A 17,601-nucleotide genomic window follows, 5' to 3' on the forward strand; every position below is an offset into this window, starting at 1 on the left:
CGCCGGCCCGGACGGGGTCTGGTCACCGGGCCCGTGGCGGGTGTCGCGGAGCCGTCGGGCGGGTGGGTCGCGGCGGACCGCGGGGGAGCCCGCCGGGGGGTCGTGCGCGGTGGGGCCGGATAGTGTCGGGGCCATGCACGACCAGCCCTCCGCGTCCGCGCCCGAGCTCTTCACCTGGGAGTTCGCGAGCGATCCGTACCCCGCCTACGCCTGGCTGCGGGAGCACGCGCCCGTGCACCGGGCGACGCTGCCGAGCGGGGTCGAGGCGTGGCTGGTGACGCGCTACGCGGACGCCCGGCAGGCGCTCGCCGACCAGCGGCTCTCCAAGAACCCGGCGCACCACGACGAGCCGGCACACGCCAAGGGGAAGACGGGGATCCCCGGCGAGCGCAAGGCCGAGCTGATGACGCATCTGCTCAACATCGACCCACCGGACCACACCCGGCTGCGGCGGCTCGTGTCGAAGGCGTTCACCCCGCGCCGGGTCGCGGAGTTCGCGCCGCGCGTCCAGGAGCTGACCGACCGGCTCATCGACGGGTTCGCGCGGGAGGGGAGTGCCGACCTCATCCACGAGTTCGCCTTCCCGCTGCCCATCTACGCCATCTGCGACCTGCTCGGCGTCCCGCCGGAGGACCAGGACGACTTCCGGGACTGGGCCGGGATGATGATCCGGCACGGCGGCGGTCCGCGTGGCGGGGTCGCGCGCTCGGTCAAGAAGATGCGCGGCTATCTGGCGGAGCTGATCCACCGCAAGCGCGGGGAGCCGGGCGACGACCTCATCTCCGGGCTCATCCGGGCCTCCGACCACGGGGAGCACCTCACCGAGAACGAGGCCGCGGCGATGGCCTTCATCCTGCTCTTCGCGGGCTTCGAGACCACGGTCAACCTGATCGGCAACGGGATGTACGCGCTCCTGCGCCACCCCGGCCAGCGGGAGCGGCTGCAGACCTCGCTCGCGGCGGGCGAGCGGGGCCTGCTGGAGACCGGCGTCGAGGAACTGCTGCGCTTCGACGGGCCGGTGGAGATGGCGACCTGGCGGTACGCCATGGAGCCGCTGACGATCGGCGGGCAGGAGATCCCGGCGGGCGATCCCGTGCTCGTCGTGCTCGCCGCCGCCGACCGCGACCCGGCGCGGTTCGCCGGGCCGGACACGCTCGACCTCTCCCGGCGCGACAACCAGCACCTCGGGTACGGACACGGCATCCACTACTGCATCGGTGCCCCGCTCGCCCGGCTGGAGGGTCAGACCGCGCTGGCCACGTTGCTGACCCGGCTGCCCGATCTGCGACTTGCGGGCGATCCGGCCGATTTGCGCTGGCGGGGCGGGCTCATCATGCGCGGATTGCGCACGCTTCCGGTGGAGTTCACCCCCCTTGCGAACTGACGGAGCGTCAGAACTGTGATATTTACGTGATCTCCGCTGCATCGACTTGTGACTGACGTTCGAATGCCGCTACGTTCACCGTCGTCTCAAGCAGTCAGGCGAAAGGCACTCCGTATGCGCTCCGGGAACGGACGACACCGCAGACCCAGGCAGGCCCCCGCGATCATCGTGGCCGCAGGCGTGACGGGTTCGGCCCTCGCGCTGCCACTGCTCGGCGCAGGGTCCGCCTCAGCCGCCGACGCGGCCACCTGGGACCGGGTCGCCGAGTGCGAGTCGGGCGGCCTGTGGAGCGCCGACTTCGGCAACGGGCTCTACGGCGGGCTCCAGTTCACCCAGGAGACCTGGGAGACGTACGGCGGCACGGCCTACGCGTCCCGCGCCGACCTGGCCAGCCGCTCCCAGCAGATCGCGGTCGCCGAGAAGGCGCTCGCCGCGCAGGGCACCCAGGTCTGGGCCACCTGCGCCCCGATCGCCCAGCTGACGAACGACGGCGCCGCCCCCGAGGTCGACCCGGGCACGAGCCCCGCGCCGACCACGCCGACCGCGCCCGCCGCCCAGGCGAAGCCGGGCGCCGCCAAGTCGGCCGGCCCGGCCGGGACCGGCGCCGCTCCGGGGGCGCCCTCCACCTCCACCACGCCGGAAACGCCCGATGTATCCGTTACGCCCGGTACGTCGGACTCGACGGGCGACCCCGACTCCGCGACCGGCGAGGCGGCCGGCCCGGGCAACGGCAAGCACCGTGGTGAGGCCGCTCGCGAAGAGGGCAATTCGGGCGAAGGGCAGGAAACCGGACGTCACGCCTCGCCGGCTGACGGGCAGCCAGGCGGTTCGGCCGGCGAGGCCGGTTCGGGGGAATCGGGCACCACGGACACTTCGGGCGAATACACCGTCCGGCCCGGCGACAGCCTCTCCGAGATTGCACGGGAGAACGAGCTGCCCGGCGGTTGGACCGCCCTCTACGACGCCAACCGTCAGACGGTGGGTGCCGACCCAAACCTCATCCTGCCTGGTCAGAGCCTCGACTTGAGCGAGGAACCCGTGGAAACCCAGGGGTAGTTCGAGGACTTATGTCCGTTCTGTCTAAGTGAGACATGAGTCTCTTCGTCCCGCTTGGCGTGTCACGTCCGCAAAGTTTGCTCCGATCGCCCCTCACCTGCGTAAACACCCCTCATGGGGGTGCAGGGAGGGGCGATTTGGCCGTTTTGGCCTTCTTTGAACTTCGTGAGGTCTGTGTCTACGGTCGGGACCGCTCGCCACCGCGGGCCCCGTCGACCGGTAACGCCGAATCCTGCCGCCGGTCGAGGGGAACAGTCGTCGCGCAAGCGCCGTAGGCAGGAGCGGGGGACCCAAGGTAAGTGCCGGTCCCGGCCGTTGAGACAGACGGCCGGAATCCCGGCTCGGGGTGAAGCCGCGTGCTCGTCACGTGGCCGGGCAACTCACATGGCCCGAACCCGACAGCTCACCTCGCAGGCGTCGGTGAGGAGAATTCCCATGCTGTTTTCCGCCAAGGGCAAACACCGTCGTTCCTCCAAGGCCACCCGTGCCATCGCTCTCGCCGGTGTGGCGGGCGTCGCCGTCGCCGCCCCGCTCATGACCGCCGGGTCCGCCTCGGCCGCGACCGCCTCCGAGTGGGACGCCGTCGCCCAGTGCGAGTCCGGTGGCAACTGGTCCATCAACACGGGCAACGGCTACTACGGCGGCCTGCAGTTCTCGGCCTCCACCTGGGCCGCCTACGGTGGCACCGCCTTCGCGGCCAGCGCCGACCAGGCGTCGAAGTCCCAGCAGATCACGATCGCCGAGAAGGTCCTGGCCGGCCAGGGCAAGGGCGCGTGGCCGAGCTGCGGCGTGGGCCTGTCCGGCGCCGCGTACACCGGTGGCACCGCCGAGAGCGCCCCGGCGCCGGAGCGCAAGGCCGAGCAGCCGACCACCCGCAGCGAGCAGCGCACGGCCCCGAAGGCGACGCCGAAGAAGGCCGAGTCGAAGAAGACCGTCACCACCCCGACCGGCAAGAAGGTCAAGAAGGGCGACGGCGAGTACAAGGTCGCCGCCGGCGACACCCTGAGCAAGATCGCCGCCGCGCAGAAGGTCAAGGGCGGCTGGGCGAAGCTCTTCGAGCTCAACAAGGACGTCGTCGAGGACGCCGACCTGATCTACCCGGGCCAGCAGCTCCACCTGAAGTGAGCCCGGCGGCCCGTGTGAGTCCGGCGGCTCACCGGGTCCTGTGACCCTCCCGCGGTGACCACCCCGGCCCGGCGCGCCCTCCCCCGTGCGCGCCGGGTCGGGGTTCTTCGCGTTACCGATCGGTAGCTTCGGGTCCCTTCGCCCCTTTATGCATGCCCTCGGGTCCTTTTTCGTCCCAGCGGGCGGGCGCCCGGCTGGCCGGAGCCTCCGAGCCGGTTAGGCTCTTGTCGCAAGGCCAAGCGACCCTGCACGGCTCTTGCGTCACATCTAGCGTCACATCCCAGAAGGAGATGCTCGTGCCGTCCATCGACGTCGTCGTAGCCCGGGAAATCCTGGACTCCCGAGGCAACCCCACGGTCGAGGTCGAGGTCGGCCTCGACGACGGCAGCACCGGCCGTGCTGCCGTTCCGTCCGGCGCCTCCACCGGTGCGTTCGAGGCTCTCGAGCTCCGCGACGGTGACCCCAACCGCTACCTCGGCAAGGGTGTCGAGAAGGCCGTCCTCGCCGTCATCGAGCAGATCGGCCCGGAGCTCGTCGGCTACGACGCCACCGAGCAGCGCCTGATCGACCAGGCGATGTTCGACCTGGACGCCACCCCGGACAAGTCCTCGCTCGGCGCCAACGCCATCCTCGGCGTCTCCCTCGCCGTCGCGCACGCCGCCTCCGAGGCCTCCGACCTGCCGCTGTTCCGCTACCTCGGCGGCCCGAACGCGCACCTGCTGCCCGTTCCGATGATGAACATCCTGAACGGCGGCTCGCACGCCGACTCCAACGTGGACATCCAGGAGTTCATGATCGCGCCGATCGGCGCGGAGTCCTTCTCCGAGGCCCTGCGCTGGGGCACCGAGGTCTACCACACCCTCAAGTCCGTCCTGAAGACCAAGGGCCTGTCCACCGGTCTCGGCGACGAGGGCGGCTTCGCCCCGAACCTGGACTCCAACCGCGCCGCGCTCGACCTCATCCTCGAGGCGATCAAGCAGGCCGGCTACGTCCCCGGCAAGGACATCGCGCTCGCCCTCGACTGCGCCGCCTCCGAGTTCTACAAGGACGGCAAGTACGAGTTCGAGGGCAAGGCCCGCTCCGCCGCCGAGATGACCGAGTACTACGAGGAGCTCGTCGCCGCGTACCCGCTGGTCTCCATCGAGGACCCGCTGTTCGAGGACGACTGGGCCGGCTGGAAGGTCATCACCGAGAAGCTCGGCTCCAAGGTGCAGCTGGTCGGCGACGACCTGTTCGTCACCAACCCCGAGCGTCTGGCCCGTGGCATCGAGGAGGGCTCCGCGAACGCCCTCCTGGTCAAGGTCAACCAGATCGGCTCGCTGACCGAGACGCTGGACGCCGTCGAGCTGGCGCAGCGCAGCGGCTTCAAGTGCATGATGTCCCACCGCTCCGGCGAGACCGAGGACGTCACCATCGCCGACCTGGCCGTCGCCACCAACTGCGGCCAGATCAAGACCGGCGCCCCGGCCCGCTCCGAGCGCGTCGCCAAGTACAACCAGCTGCTGCGCATCGAGGAGATCCTCGACGACGCCGCGGTCTACGCGGGCCGCAGCGCCTTCCCGCGTTTCAAGGGCTGACGGCTTCACACCCGGCAGTTCCGGCCGTCCCCGCACTCGGTCCCGTACCGTGTGCGGGGACGGCTCTGCTTCCGCTACCGGGAAGCGCGCCCGGACGGAGCCCGGAACAGGGGAGGCGCAGACCATGGCAGCGAAGGACCGGGACCGGTTCTCGACCGCGACCCGGATCAGGCTGCTCGGCGAGCAGACCGCCGCCCGCGTCTACCGCTCCCAGACACGCCGTCAGGCGCGCCGCTCCCGGCTCACCGGCCGCGCGGCCTTCCTGGCCCTGATCGTCTGCTCGCTCGTGGTGGCGCTCGCCTACCCGATGCGGCAGTACGTCTCCCAGCGGAGCGAGATCGCCGACCAGGAGCGCCAGGCCGCCGAGGCCGCCGACCGGGTCGAGCAGCTGAGGGACGAGAAGGCCCGGCTCCAGGACCCGGCGTACGTCCGCCGCCTCGCCCGCGAGCACCTGCACTACGTCGTGCCCGGCGAGACCGGCTTCACCGTCAACGACCCCGACGCCGAGCGGGCCCGCCGCACCGAGCAGGGCGAGGCCGGACAGCCCTGGTACTCCCACCTCTGGGAGGGCGTCGACCACGCCGACGCGGCCCGCTGACCCCGCGACGCGAGACAATGGCACCGCGCCGCGGCGCCCCGCGCGCCCGTCCGCCGGTCGCCCGACCACCGCACCGCACCGAACCGCCCCCGACGAGAAGACAGACGCAGGCATGCAAACGCCCCCTCCGCAGACCGCACGCACCGAGCCCACCGACGCGGACGTCGCCGCCTTCCAGGACCAGCTCGGCCGCCCGCCCCGGGGACTGCGCGCCATCGCGCACCGCTGCCCCTGCGGCAACCCGGACGTCGTCGAGACCGCGCCGCGGCTCCCGGACGGCACCCCCTTCCCCACCACGTACTACCTGACCTGCCCTCGCGCGGCCTCGGCCATCGGCACCCTGGAGGCCAACGGGGTCATGAAGGAGATGCAGGCCCGGCTGGGGACCGACCCGGAGCTCGCCGCCGCCTACCGGGCCGCGCACGAGGACTACATCGCGCGCCGCGACGCCATCGAGGTCCTGGAGGGCTTCCCGAGCGCCGGCGGCATGCCGGACCGGGTGAAGTGCCTGCACGTCCTCGTCGGACACTCGCTGGCCGCCGGCCCCGGCGTGAACCCGCTGGGCGACGAGGCCCTCGCGATGCTGCCCGAGTGGTGGGCCAAGGGCCCCTGCGTCACGCCGTGCGCCGACAAGGACGCGGAAGAGGAGGGGAAGTGACCCGGGTCGCGGGCATCGACTGCGGTACCAACTCCATCCGCCTGCTGGTCGCCGACGTCCACCCCGGGACGGGCGAACTGGTCGAGCTGGACCGGCGGATGACGATCGTGCGCCTCGGCCAGGGCGTCGACCGGACCGGCCGGCTCGCCCCGGAGGCCCTGGAGCGCACCTTCGCCGCGTGCCGCGCCTACGCCGAGGTGATCCGGGAGCTCGGCGCCGAGAAGGTCCGCTTCGTGGCCACCTCCGCGTCCCGCGACGCCGAGAACCGCGACGAGTTCGTCGCCGGGGTCAAGGACATCCTGGGCGTCGAGCCCGAGGTGATCACCGGCGACCAGGAGGCCGAGTTCTCCTTCACCGGCGCCACCGGCGAGCTGTCCGGCACCGAGAAGTACCTGGTCGTGGACATCGGCGGCGGCTCCACCGAGTTCGTCGTCGGCAACCGCCACGTCGAGGCCGCCCGGTCCGTCGACATCGGCTGCGTCCGGCTGACCGAGCGCCACGTCCGCAGCGATCCGCCGGCCGCCGCGGAGGTCGACGCGATCCGCGCGGACGTCCGGGCCGCCCTGGCGCTGGCCGAGGAGACCGTCCCGGTCGCCGCGGCCGGGACCCTCGTCGGGCTCGCCGGCTCGGTGACCACGGTCGCCGCGATCGCGCTGGGTCTGGAGGAGTACGACTCCGAGCGAATCCACCACTCCCGGATCTCCCGGGACCAGGTCGCCGCCGTCGTCGAGCGCCTGCTCGCCTCCACCCACGACGAGCGCGCGGCGATCGCCGTCATCCACCCGGGGCGGGTCGACGTCATCGCCGCCGGGGCGCTGGTCCTGCTGGAGATCATGGAGCGGACCGGGGCCCGCGAGGTCGTCGTCAGCGAGCACGACATCCTGGACGGGATCGCCCTCTCCGTGGCATAACGGGCGCCCGGTGACGCGGCCCGAGAGGCCCCGCCGGGAAAGTTCGTGAAGTTCTTCACAAGGAAAAGAGTCCCCGTGGGGGCCGCAGAGGGCCATTCGGGCCTCCAGGGGCCCTGCGGGGACTCTTTCGTAGGTGCGGGGGCCGCTTCGCACCATGTTTCCATCGCGTGAACGCACCCTGTGGTTCAGCGTTAACGAGTGCTCTCCAGGCCAGTTCACAAGGGGTGAACAACGTCCGCCCCGACCCCGTGGTTCCTTTGCTGCTCATGACCTGGGTCACGTGGGGCGCGGAGTGTAGCAGAGGTACCCGGAGAGCTTGTGAAGGGGCGCACGAGCGACCCCCCTCGGAGGGGTGGATACTCGATGGCATGAGCACCACGGAGCGTCCCAGGATCCTCGTAGTAGGCGGTGGGTACGTAGGCCTGTACGCAGCTCGACGCATTCTCAAGAAGATGCGTTACGGAGAGGCGACCGTCACGGTCGTCGACCCGCGCTCGTACATGACGTACCAGCCCTTCCTCCCCGAAGCCGCCGCAGGCAGCATCTCCCCGCGTCACGTCGTCGTCCCGCTGCGACGCGTCGTGCGCGGAGCCGAGGTGCTCACCGGTCGCGTCACCACCATCGATCAGGACCGCAAGGTCGCCACGGTCGCGCCGCTCGTCGGCGAGGCCTACGACCTGCCCTTCGACTACCTGGTCATCGCGATGGGCGCGGTCTCCCGCACCTTCCCGATCCCCGGCCTCGCCGAGCAGGGCATCGGTATGAAGGGTGTCGAGGAGGCCATCGGCCTTCGCAACCACGTCCTGGAGCAGCTCGACAAGGCTGACTCCACGACCGACGAGGAGGTCCGCCGCAAGGCGCTGACCTTCGTCTTCGTGGGCGGCGGCTTCGCCGGCGCGGAGACCATCGGCGAGGTCGAGGACATGGCCCGCGACGCGGCGAAGTACTACACCAACGTGAAGCGCGAGGACATGCGCTTCATCCTGGTCGACGCCGCCGACAAGATCCTTCCCGAGGTCGGCCCGGAGCTGGGCCGCTGGGGCAAGGAGCACCTCGAGGGCCGCGGCATCGAGATCTACCTCTCGACGTCCATGGACTCCTGCGTCGACGGCCACGTCGTGCTGAAGAACGGCCTCGAGGTCGACTCCAACACGATCGTCTGGACCGCCGGCGTGAAGCCGAACCCGGCGCTCGCCCGCTTCGGCCTCCCGCTCGGCCCCCGCGGCCACGTGGACGCCCAGCCGACCCTCCAGGTCACCGGCACCGACTACATCTGGACCGCGGGCGACAACGCCCAGGTTCCGGACCTCGCCGCCCGCAAGGCCGGTGTGGAGAACGCCTGGTGCCCGCCGAACGCCCAGCACGCGCTGCGTCAGGCGAAGGTCCTCGGTGACAACGTGGTCTCCGGCATGCGGGGCTTCCCGCAGGCGGAGTACAGCCACGCGAACAAGGGCGCGGTGGCGGGCCTCGGCCTCCACAAGGGCGTCGCGATGATCGTCATGGGCAAGATGAAGATCAAGCTCAAGGGCCGTCTCGCCTGGTACATGCACCGTGGCTACCACGGTCTGGCCGTGCCCACCTGGAACCGCAAGATCCGCGTCTTCGCCGACTGGACCCTCGCGATGTTCCTCAAGCGCGAGGTCGTCTCCCTCGGCGCCATGGAGACGCCGCGCGAGGAGTTCTACGAGGCGGCCAAGCCCGCCCCTGCTCCGGCCGCCGCCGCGAGCCAGGAGAAGGCCAAGGCCTCCTAGCCCTCCCGTGGTACCCGCAGGACCCGCATGTCCGTGAATGCCGAAGGGTCGTCCGCCATCCGTGGTGCGGACGGCCCTTCGGCATGTCCGCCCGGGTGTTTTGCCGACTCGTTGCGCTGGTTCGGGACTGCTTCGGCCTACGGAGGGTGTTTACGTGGTGACGAGCATTTCTGGGGCACGACATCACGGAGGTGTGCACCATGGCCGACGCCGCATCGCGGCTGACGACACTCGCCGAGGACCTGCTCGGCGTCCCGTTCCCGGTCCGACTGCGGGCCTGGGACGGCAGTGAGGCCGGCCCCTCGGGCGGCCCCGTCCTGATCGTCCGGCAGCGCCGCGCCCTGCGCCGGCTCGTCTGGCGGCCCGGTGAACTCGGCCTGGCCCGCGCCTGGGTGTCCGGCGAGATCGACGTCGAGGGCGACCTGTACGAGGTCGTGGACCGGCTGGCCGGACTGGTCTGGGAGCGCGGCGAGGAGGCCAGGAGCGCCCTGGAGTCCGTACGCGACCCGAAGGTGCGGGCCGCGGCCGGCGGCCTGCTGAGACTCGCCGGGCTCCTGCCGCCCCCGGCTCCGCCCGCCGAGGAGATCCGGCGGCGCACCGGCTCCCGCCACAGCAAGCGGCGCGACAAGCAGGCGATCAGTCACCACTACGACGTGGGCAACGACTTCTACGAACTGGTCCTCGGCCCTTCCATGGTCTACTCCTGCGCCTACTGGACCGAGGGCGGCACCCTGGAGGACGCCCAGCGCGACAAGCTGGACCTCATCGCGCGCAAGCTGGACCTGAAGGAGGGCGACCGGCTCCTCGACGTCGGGTGCGGCTGGGGCTCCATGGCCGTCCACGCGGCCCGCGAGTACGGCGCCCGGGTCGTCGGTGTCACCCTCTCCCGCGAGCAGGCCGTCTACGCCCGCAAGCGGATCGCCGAGGAGGGCCTGACCGACCGGATCGAGATCAGGGTCCAGGACTACCGCGACGTCACGGACGGCCCGTTCGACGCGATCTCCTCGATCGGCATGGCCGAGCACGTCGGCGCGGTCCGCTACCGCGAGTACGCCGACACGCTGTACGACCTGCTGAAGCCGGGCGGCCGGCTGCTCAACCACCAGATCTCGCGCCGCCCCGAACCGGACGAAGCCGCCTACCGCGTCGACGAGTTCATCGACGCCTACGTCTTCCCCGACGGTGAGCTGGCCCCCATGGGACGCACCCTCACGCTGCTGGAGGACGCCGGCTTCGAGGTCCGCGACGTGGAGGCGCTGCGCGAGCACTACGCCCTCACGCTGCGCCGCTGGGTCGCGAACCTGGAGAGCGACTGGCCCCGGGCGGTGCGGAGCACCTCGCCCGGCCGGGCGAGGATCTGGCGGCTCTACATGGCCGCCTCCGCCGTCTCCTTCGAGCGCAACCGGATCGGCGTGAACCAGTTCCTGGCGGTCCGTACTCCGGGGCCGGGCACGTCCGGTGTGCCGTTGCGCCCCCGGGTCTGGGACGAGAGGCGCTGAGACAGGTCCTCGTCCGCGAGTACGAGGAAGGGCCGGGTCCCCGTCGTGGGGGACCCGGCCCTTCCTCGTGCCGGAGGAGCCGTCACTCGGCCTTGATCGCGGCCAGCATGTTCAGCTTCGCCGCGCTGCGGGCCGGCCACAGGGAGGCCAGCACACCGACGAGTCCGGCCAGCACCAGGAAGACGGCGATCCGGTCCCACGGCAGCACCAGGGCGTAGTCCGGCAGGCTGTTCTTCAGGGTCTCGCCGATCGCCCAGCCGAGGAACGAGCCCAGCCCGATGCCGACCACCGCGCCGAACAGCGAGATGACCACGGCCTCCAGCCGTACCATGCGCTTCACCCGGCGCCGGTCCAGGCCGATCGCCCGCAGCATGCCGATCTCCTGCTGACGCTCGAAGACCGACATGGCCAGGGTGTTCACGACGCCCAGCACCGCGATGATCAGGGCCATCGCCAGCAGGCCGTACATGATGTTCAGCATCATGTTGATGACGCCGCCGAACGAGTCGCGGATGTCCTTCTGGTCCATGACCGTCATGGCCGGGTTGTCGCCGAGGGCCGTCACGACGGCCTTCTCGGCCGCGGCGGACGGGCCGCCGTCCATCTTCACGAAGATCTGCGGGATGTACGGCTCGGGGTCGTGCCGGTTGAGGATCCCGCTGTCGAGGACCAGCGGCGAGACGAACTCGCTCTCCTCGAAGATCGCGCCGACCTTCAGCTCGCCCTTCTTCTTGTCGGAGAACTCCACCGGCAGGGTCGAGCCGACCTTCCAGCCGTTGTTCCCGGCGGTCTTGTCGGCCACCGCGACCCGGCCGTCGGCCAGGGAGCCCAGCGAACCGGCGACCACATGGAGGTTGAGGACCTTCTCGACGTCACCCGGGGTGACACCGGAGACGGACGTGAAGTCGTCCTTCAGCCGGACCCAGCCGGCCTGCTGCGGCGAGACCGCCGTCGCGCCGGGGGTCTTCTCCACGGCGTCCAGCGCGGCCTGGTTGAGGCCCTCGCCGCTGGCCATGGTGATCATGTAGTCGGCCTTGATCTGGTCGGTCGTCATCCGGTCCACGGCCGAGCCGACCGTGGCACCGAGCACGGACAGACCGGTGACCAGGGTGAGGCCGATGGCGAGCGCGGAGGCCGTGGCGCCGGTGCGGCGCGGGTTGCGGACCGCGTTCTGCCCGGCCAGCGAGCCGGCCACGCCGAAGGGCTTCAGGACCGGCCGCGTCAGCGCGATCACCGGGCGGGAGAGCAGCGGGATCAGCACGATCACACCGATGAGGCAGAGGAAGGCCCCTCCGGCGATCAGCATCCGGCCTTCGTCGCCGCCCTTGCCGGCGCCCAGGACGATGGCGAGCGCACCGGCACCGGTGATGATCGCGCCGAGCGTGTTGCGGACGACCAGGGACTTGGTGGTGGCGACCGCGTGGACGCTGCTCATCGCGGCGACCGGCGGGATCTTCGCGGCCCGGCGGCCCGGCAGCCACGCGGCCAGCATCGTGATCAGCACGCCGACGGCGAGGGCCGAGACCAGCGGGGTGGTGCCGACGACCAGCTCGCCGTCCGGGACCTTGAGGCCGAAGGCGTTCATGCCGGCCCGCAGGGCCACCGCGAGACCGATGCCGAGCCCGAAGCCGACGACGGACGCGACGAGTCCGACCAGACCGGCCTCGGCCAGCACGGACCGGGTGATCTGCTTGCGCGAGGCGCCGACGGCGCGCATCAGCGCGAGCTCCTTGGTGCGCTGGGCGACCAGCATGGTGAAGGTGTTGGAGATCAGGAAGACACCGACGAAGAGCGCGATGCCGGCGAAGCCGAGCAGCATCTGGTTGAGCGCGCCGAGACCGGACTCGATGTCCTTGGCCTGCTGGTCGGCGAGGGCCTGGCCGGTCTGGGCGTCGGCCGAGTCGCCGACGACCTTCCGCACGGCGGTGAGGATCTTCTCGTCGTCCGCGCCCGGCTTGCCGGCGACGGTGATGTCGTAGAAGAAGCCGGGGCGGAGGTACAGCTTCTGCGCCTTGGCGGTGTCGAACAGCACGAGGCTGCCGCCGGCGTTGACCGCGCCGTCCTCGGTGGTGAAGACACCGGCGAGGGTGTAGGTCTCGACCGGGCCGTTGGTGGCCACGCGGACGCGGTCGCCGACCTGGTAGCCGCCCTTGCCGGCGGTCTCCTTGTCGAGGGCGATCTCGTCGTCCTCCACCGGGCCGGTACCGGCGGTGAAGGCGTACGAGGCGTCCTCGCCGTTCCCGCCGGGGGCGAAGTTGCCGCCCTTGTTGGACCAGCCGGAGCCGATCAGCTTGCCGGCCTTGTCCGGGACGCCGGCGAAGCCGCTGACCCGGCCGGTGGCCGTGGCGACGCCGTCGATGGCGGCGATCTTCTGCCGGGTCTGCTCGGACAGGCCCGGCGTCTCGACCGGGTCGGCCTGGTTCGCCGCGGCGCTGACCGAGACGGCGACGTCGTCGTAGCTCTTGGCGGACTGGTTGCGGAAGGCGCCGGAGAGCGTGTCGGTGAAGACCAGCGTGCCGGAGACGAAGGCGACGCCGAGCATCACGGCGAGCACGGTCATCAGCAGCCTGGCCTTGTGCGCGAGCACGTTGCGCAAGGCGGTACGGAACATGGTGGGTGTCCTGGAGTGGGGCCGGCCGCGAGGCGCCGGGGCGCGTCGGGCGGGGGCGGAGGAGGGCGAGGGGGAGGACGGCGCCGCCGGGAAGGACCCGCGCGGGCGGGGCTCCGGGCCGCGGCCCGGGACGGGCGCGGCGGGGTGGCGGCGTGGCCTCAGCTCGTACGGCCCTTGGCGTCGAAGGCCTTCATGCGGTCGAGCACGCCGTCCGCCGTCGGGGCGATCATCTCGTCGACGATCCGGCCGTCCGCGAGGAAGACGACGCGGTCCGCGTAGGAGGCGGCGACCGGGTCGTGGGTGACCATGACGACCGTCTGGCCCAGTTCTCGCACCGAGTTCCGCAGGAAGCCCAGCACCTCGGCGCCGGAGCGCGAGTCCAGGTTTCCGGTGGGCTCGTCACCGAAGATGATCTCGGGCTTGGAGGCCAGGGCACGGGCCACGGCGACGCGCTGCTGCTGGCCGCCGGAGAGCTGCGCGGGACGGTGGCCGAGCCGGCCGGACAGGCCGATCATGTCGATGACCTGCTCCACCCACTGCTTGTCGGGCCGGCGGCCCGCGATGTCCATCGGCAGGGTGATGTTCTCCAGCGCGGTCAGCGTCGGGAGCAGGTTGAACGCCTGGAAGATGAAGCCGATCTTGTCCCGGCGCAGCTGCGTCAGCTGCTTGTCCTTCAGGGTGCCGAGCTCGGTGTCGCCGATGCGGGCGGAGCCGGAGCTGAAGGAGTCCAGCCCGGCGACGCAGTGCATCAGGGTGGACTTGCCGGAACCTGAGGGGCCCATGATCGCGGTGAACTCGGCCTGCCGGAAGTCCACGGAGACCCGGTCGAGTGCGACCACCTGGGTCTCGCCCTGTCCGTAGACCTTCGAGAGATCCGTGGCGCGGGCTGCCACCGCGGTGGCGCGGGGCACGGTGGTGGTGGTCTTCACGAGGAGGGACTCCTGTCACTTCGGCTGTTCGGGAACCACTCCATCGTGTCGGTCGTTCCGGCCCGGGTCGTCCGTCCACATGCCCGTTCCCGGGGCAGCCTGGAGTCGCATCGGCGGGCCGCCCTGTCCTCCTGAGGTATGACGGGAACCCCGAGTGGTCCCCCGGGAGTGCTCCTCGACCGGGTACCCCGTGGGGGAGTGCGCCACAGGGCGGCGACTTTCCGTCATTCCGAGGTGTACACCTTTGCGCCTGCGAGCCCCGTCACAGTTTGCCGATGGGGCCCCCACCTGCACTGACACACCCTCAGACCTCAATAAAATAAGACAACATCGGGCCGCTGTTCGGCTGAACGGGGGAGGCGTCCCGATAGGCTCATGTGCCAACGCGGCGACGCACGCCATGCCCGGATGGTGGAATGCAGACACGGCGAGCTTAAACCTCGCTGGCCTTCGGGCCGTACCGGTTCGAGTCCGGTTCCGGGCACAGTTCCCCCCTCGTCCCGCCCTCGGGTTCACCGTGATCGTGAAAAAGATCCTCCCCGAGCACTAGGGTGATTCTTTTGCTTCCGCATTACTCTTGACGCAAGGCTGCGCAGTGCGGCCATGGAGGAGTGAGATGAGGAGCAGTAACCCGGTCTTCTCGCGACGGGGGTTCAGCCGCGACCACGGCCCCGCCGGCTTCAACGCGCAGCAGCCGCAGGCCGGGGGCCCCGCCGTCGGTACGAACCCGTATGCCCAGGGCACGGGCAACCCCTACGCGACGAACCCGTACGCGACCCAGGACACCCAGTACGCCGCCCCGCCGCAGACCCGCGGCGACGTGATGACGATCGACGACGTCGTGAGCCGTACGGCCATGACGCTCGGCACCGTCGTGATCACCGCGGCCCTGTCGTGGTTCCTGCTTCCGGTCGACGAGGCCAACATCGGCAAGTCGTACGGCATCGCCATCGGCGCCGCCCTGGTCGCCTTCGTCCTGGCCATGGTCCAGTCGTTCAAGCGCAAGGCCTCGCCGGCGATCATCCTGGCCTACGCCGCGTTCGAGGGCGTCTTCCTCGGCGTGATCTCCGCCGCGGTCTCGACCTACATCTCGCCCGGTGTGGTCGCGCAGGCGGTGCTCGGCACGATGGCGGTCTTCGCCGGCGTGCTGATCGCCTACAAGATGCGCTGGATCCGCGTCACGCGCCGCTTCTACGGCTTCGTGATGGCGGCGGCGATCGGCTTCGTCCTGCTGATGGCCGTCAACGCGCTGTTCTCCCTCTTCGACGGCGCCGGCGACGGCCTGGGCTTCCGCAGCGGCGGCCTGGGCATCCTCTTCGGCGTGATCGGCATCATCCTCGGTGCCTGCTTCCTCGCCCTGGACTTCAAGCAGGTCGAGGACGGCGTGACCTACGGCGCCCCGCGCGAGGAGTCCTGGCTGGCGGCCTTCGGCCTCACCATGACCCTGGTGTGGATCTACCTGGAGATGCTGCGTCTGCTGTCGATCCTGCAGGGCGACGACTGACGCACCCGCGGGCGGCCGAGGGCCGCCCCGTGAGCACAGGAGAAGGGCCCGTCCGGCATCCCGCCGGGCGGGCCCTTCCGCGTGCCGTGCGCGGGGGAGTGCGGCCGGGCGGGAGGCGCGGGGCCGGCGGGTGTGCGGCCGGACGCCCGAAGGCCCGCCCGGGGTGCTGCCGGGCGGGCCTTCGAGCCCTGAAGGGGACGGGGTGCGGGTGTCCGCCGGTTTCGGCGGCTTCCCGGTCAGAGCAGCCGGCGGGCCGCTCGACGAAGGTCGTACTCGTGGACGATCGCCTTCGCGTGGCCGTACGCGAGGTCGTGCGCCCCCCGGAGCCAGCTGACCTTCTCCTCGAAGCGGACGAGAGAAGGGCCTTCCTCGACGGTGCGAAGCCAGTCGGAGACTTCACGACCGGTGCAATGGGGGATGCGGGCGAGCAGGTTGCGATGGGTCTCTTCGGAGAAAGCGTGGGACATCGGCGCCTCCGGACGCGTGTTGCCGTGTGCTCCTTCCCGTCACCGTGCCTGACCGTTCGCCCGTTGGCAACAGTCCCTGGAGGGCGCGTAGGGTCGCGGAGTGCTTGATACGAGTGAGCTGAACGCCGCCGTCGAGCGGTTCGCCGACCGCCTGCGGGCCGCCCCGCAGAGCCGCCTCCAGCGTGGCGCCGCCGCCGAAGGACTGGAGCTGGCAAGGCAGTTGGCGCTGCGCGCGCAGCGGATCGAGGAGCCGGACGGCCCCCGCCGGGTCATCCCGGACGCGGGGGTCTTCGCCGTCGCGGACCAACTCGCGGTCGCCGGGCACGATCTGGCCGAAATCCTGCGAACGGCCCCGGCCGATTCCCGGGAGAGGGAACGGGACGAGGCCGTGGGGCTGGTCCGTGAGGCGGAGCGCCGGGCGGGGCTGTAGCCGTCCGCCCGGAGTGCGCGGCGTGATGTGCCGGCGGCCGCGCGCCGCGTCGCGCCGGTGCGTCGCTCCGGTCAGAGCGAGGCGATGACCCGGTCCGCCAGGATGTAGACGTTCTCGGTGTCGCCACAGGAGAAGGTCAGGGCGTAGGCGCCGGAGATGCCCGAACCGCCCAGCAGGACCGGAGTGTGGCCCGCGCGCAGGGCCTCGGCGAGGCGCTCGGCGGTCTCGCGGTGGCCGGGGGTCATGCAGAGCGTGGTGCCGTCGGCGAAGACGTACACGTCGAGGGTGCCGAGAGGTCCGGGGCGGACGTCGGTCAGCGCGGTGGCCGTGTCGGCGAGTTCCTCGAGACGGGCCACCGTGCGCTCGTGGTCGGTCACGACGGGTGTCTGCACCGGCACGAAGTCGGGGTGCGAGGGGTGCCGGCGGCGGGCCGCGGCGAGCTCCGGGGAGTCCTCGGCGTACTCGGTCAGCTCGGGGAACTCCTCCAGGACGCTCTCGGCGGCGACCCCGTCGAGCGCGGCGGCCTCGGCCTCCATCGCCTCCAGTGCCATCGCCTCCAGGCCCACGAAGTCGGCCTGGCGCGGCACGAAGAAGGGGGCGTCCTCGCCGGAGCCCGACAGACCGCCGAGCAGCGAGGGGGCGTCGGCGGAGTCCCGGGTCTCCTGGGCGGCCCAGAAGGCGCGCGCCTCGGCGAGCTCCCGCTCCCGCTCCTCGGCCAGCGCCTCGGCGACCGCGGCGCGTATCTCGGCGGCGGGCGACTGCCGCGCGTGCGGCACGGAAACGCCGTGTGCGGAGGCGAGTTCGCTACGCAGAGCGGCGACCTGCTTACGGAGACCGTGGGCAGCGTGCAGGGCGGCGGCGCCCACGGCCGTGGCGGCGGCCGTGGTCACCAGCAGGGCAAGAGACATGGCGCTCACTGACGTACTCCCGATTCCGAGTCGATCCCCCCGACTTCCTACATCAGCTTGACCTGAGGGTGTACCTCCTGTCAGTGCATTACGTCACGAATTGGACAGGTATTTGTGCCCGGTGTTTAGTCCCGATGCGGCCGTGACCTGCAGAAACGACTCTCCCCCGGGACGTAGGTCACATCCTGGGGGA

At 71.1% G+C, this 17,601-nt stretch carries 15 protein-coding genes, 1 tRNA gene and 1 riboswitch; of the genes, 12 read left to right on the top strand and 4 right to left on the bottom strand.

The window, feature by feature from the left end:
• The first annotated feature begins 133 nt into the window (after positions 1-133).
• The 9 genes from ACGFZF_RS24260 to ACGFZF_RS24300 all read left to right on the top strand — a co-directional run bounded on the left by ACGFZF_RS24260 (position 134) and on the right by ACGFZF_RS24300 (position 10,559).
• Positions 134-1,384, top strand: coding sequence for a cytochrome P450 (locus tag ACGFZF_RS24260; protein ID WP_393557229.1), 1,251 nt, complete (start codon positions 134-136; stop codon positions 1,382-1,384).
• Between the two features lie 114 nt (positions 1,385-1,498).
• Complete coding sequence (locus ACGFZF_RS24265; protein WP_393557230.1) at positions 1,499-2,440, top strand: transglycosylase family protein; 942 nt, start codon at positions 1,499-1,501, stop codon at positions 2,438-2,440.
• A gap of 257 nt (positions 2,441-2,697) precedes the next feature.
• Positions 2,698-2,872: riboswitch (cyclic di-AMP (ydaO/yuaA leader) on the top strand.
• 3 nt (positions 2,873-2,875) lie between these two features.
• The gene (locus ACGFZF_RS24270) at positions 2,876-3,565 is read left to right on the top strand and encodes a transglycosylase family protein (protein ID WP_393557231.1); all 690 of its coding nucleotides are present in this window, start codon (positions 2,876-2,878) and stop codon (positions 3,563-3,565) included.
• A 290-nt stretch (positions 3,566-3,855) separates the two neighbouring features.
• Complete coding sequence (gene eno / locus ACGFZF_RS24275; RefSeq protein WP_393557233.1) at positions 3,856-5,142, top strand: phosphopyruvate hydratase; 1,287 nt, start codon at positions 3,856-3,858, stop codon at positions 5,140-5,142.
• A 124-nt stretch (positions 5,143-5,266) separates the two neighbouring features.
• Positions 5,267-5,740: a septum formation initiator family protein gene (locus ACGFZF_RS24280; RefSeq protein ID WP_356605836.1), complete on the top strand. Its 474-nt coding sequence runs from the start codon at positions 5,267-5,269 to the stop codon at positions 5,738-5,740.
• Between the two features lie 112 nt (positions 5,741-5,852).
• Positions 5,853-6,398 carry a DUF501 domain-containing protein gene (locus tag ACGFZF_RS24285; RefSeq protein ID WP_356605838.1) on the top strand — a complete coding sequence of 182 codons (546 nt, stop codon included), beginning with the start codon at positions 5,853-5,855 and terminating at the stop codon, positions 6,396-6,398.
• Positions 6,395-7,309 carry an exopolyphosphatase gene (locus ACGFZF_RS24290; RefSeq protein ID WP_393557235.1) on the top strand — a complete coding sequence of 305 codons (915 nt, stop codon included), beginning with the start codon at positions 6,395-6,397 and terminating at the stop codon, positions 7,307-7,309. Before ACGFZF_RS24285 ends, ACGFZF_RS24290 begins: the two co-directional genes overlap by 4 nt.
• 368 nt (positions 7,310-7,677) lie before the next feature.
• Positions 7,678-9,060, top strand: a complete 1,383-nt coding sequence (locus ACGFZF_RS24295) for an NAD(P)/FAD-dependent oxidoreductase (RefSeq protein WP_356605842.1) — start codon at positions 7,678-7,680, stop codon at positions 9,058-9,060.
• A 200-nt stretch (positions 9,061-9,260) separates the two neighbouring features.
• Positions 9,261-10,559, top strand: a complete 1,299-nt coding sequence (locus tag ACGFZF_RS24300) for a class I SAM-dependent methyltransferase (RefSeq protein ID WP_393557238.1) — start codon at positions 9,261-9,263, stop codon at positions 10,557-10,559.
• An 82-nt stretch (positions 10,560-10,641) separates the two neighbouring features.
• Here ACGFZF_RS24300 and ACGFZF_RS24305 read toward each other — a convergent pair whose 3' ends face one another.
• The gene (locus ACGFZF_RS24305; protein ID WP_393557240.1) at positions 10,642-13,170 is read right to left on the bottom strand and encodes an ABC transporter permease; all 2,529 of its coding nucleotides are present in this window, start codon (positions 13,168-13,170) and stop codon (positions 10,642-10,644) included.
• A gap of 158 nt (positions 13,171-13,328) precedes the next feature.
• Entirely contained in the window at positions 13,329-14,099 is a 771-nt protein-coding gene (locus ACGFZF_RS24310) for an ABC transporter ATP-binding protein (protein WP_147978286.1), read from the bottom strand.
• A 402-nt stretch (positions 14,100-14,501) separates the two neighbouring features.
• Here ACGFZF_RS24310 and ACGFZF_RS24315 point away from each other — a divergent pair.
• A tRNA-Leu gene (locus ACGFZF_RS24315) sits at positions 14,502-14,583 on the top strand.
• A gap of 132 nt (positions 14,584-14,715) precedes the next feature.
• Positions 14,716-15,603 carry a Bax inhibitor-1/YccA family protein gene (locus ACGFZF_RS24320; RefSeq protein ID WP_393557242.1) on the top strand — a complete coding sequence of 296 codons (888 nt, stop codon included), beginning with the start codon at positions 14,716-14,718 and terminating at the stop codon, positions 15,601-15,603.
• A gap of 236 nt (positions 15,604-15,839) precedes the next feature.
• Here the strand turns inward: ACGFZF_RS24320 and ACGFZF_RS24325 are convergent, their stop codons facing one another.
• On the bottom strand, positions 15,840-16,070 hold the full coding sequence (locus ACGFZF_RS24325; protein WP_356605852.1) for a DUF4287 domain-containing protein: 231 nt from the start codon (positions 16,068-16,070) through the stop codon (positions 15,840-15,842).
• A gap of 100 nt (positions 16,071-16,170) precedes the next feature.
• Here ACGFZF_RS24325 and ACGFZF_RS24330 point away from each other — a divergent pair, with 100 nt between their 5' ends.
• A complete protein-coding gene (locus ACGFZF_RS24330; RefSeq protein WP_393557244.1) occupies positions 16,171-16,500 on the top strand; it encodes a hypothetical protein in 330 nt (109 codons plus the stop codon).
• A gap of 71 nt (positions 16,501-16,571) precedes the next feature.
• Here the strand turns inward: ACGFZF_RS24330 and ACGFZF_RS24335 are convergent, their stop codons facing one another.
• Positions 16,572-17,408: a hypothetical protein gene (locus tag ACGFZF_RS24335; protein ID WP_393557246.1), complete on the bottom strand. Its 837-nt coding sequence runs from the start codon at positions 17,406-17,408 to the stop codon at positions 16,572-16,574.
• Between the last annotated feature and the right edge of the window lie 193 nt (positions 17,409-17,601).

Origin of the sequence: Streptomyces sp. NPDC048338, assembly GCF_043201055.1 — a bacterium.
Lineage (GTDB): Bacteria > Actinomycetota > Actinomycetes > Streptomycetales > Streptomycetaceae > Streptomyces.

Bases quoted from the DNA above. Each gene is read 5' to 3' on its own strand.
- ACGFZF_RS24260 (WP_393557229.1), top strand. From the start codon at position 134: ATGCACGACCAGCCCTCCGCGTCCGCGCCCGAGCTCTTCACCTGGGAG.
- ACGFZF_RS24265 (WP_393557230.1), top strand. From the start codon at position 1,499: ATGCGCTCCGGGAACGGACGACACCGCAGACCCAGGCAGGCCCCCGCG.
- ACGFZF_RS24270 (WP_393557231.1), top strand. From the start codon at position 2,876: ATGCTGTTTTCCGCCAAGGGCAAACACCGTCGTTCCTCCAAGGCCACC.
- eno (WP_393557233.1), top strand. From the start codon at position 3,856: ATGCTCGTGCCGTCCATCGACGTCGTCGTAGCCCGGGAAATCCTGGAC.
- ACGFZF_RS24280 (WP_356605836.1), top strand. From the start codon at position 5,267: ATGGCAGCGAAGGACCGGGACCGGTTCTCGACCGCGACCCGGATCAGG.
- ACGFZF_RS24285 (WP_356605838.1), top strand. From the start codon at position 5,853: ATGCAAACGCCCCCTCCGCAGACCGCACGCACCGAGCCCACCGACGCG.
- ACGFZF_RS24295 (WP_356605842.1), top strand. From the start codon at position 7,678: ATGAGCACCACGGAGCGTCCCAGGATCCTCGTAGTAGGCGGTGGGTAC.
- ACGFZF_RS24300 (WP_393557238.1), top strand. From the start codon at position 9,261: ATGGCCGACGCCGCATCGCGGCTGACGACACTCGCCGAGGACCTGCTC.
- ACGFZF_RS24305 (WP_393557240.1), bottom strand. From the start codon at position 13,170: ATGTTCCGTACCGCCTTGCGCAACGTGCTCGCGCACAAGGCCAGGCTG.
- ACGFZF_RS24320 (WP_393557242.1), top strand. From the start codon at position 14,716: ATGAGGAGCAGTAACCCGGTCTTCTCGCGACGGGGGTTCAGCCGCGAC.
- ACGFZF_RS24325 (WP_356605852.1), bottom strand. From the start codon at position 16,070: ATGTCCCACGCTTTCTCCGAAGAGACCCATCGCAACCTGCTCGCCCGC.
- ACGFZF_RS24335 (WP_393557246.1), bottom strand. From the start codon at position 17,408: ATGTCTCTTGCCCTGCTGGTGACCACGGCCGCCGCCACGGCCGTGGGC.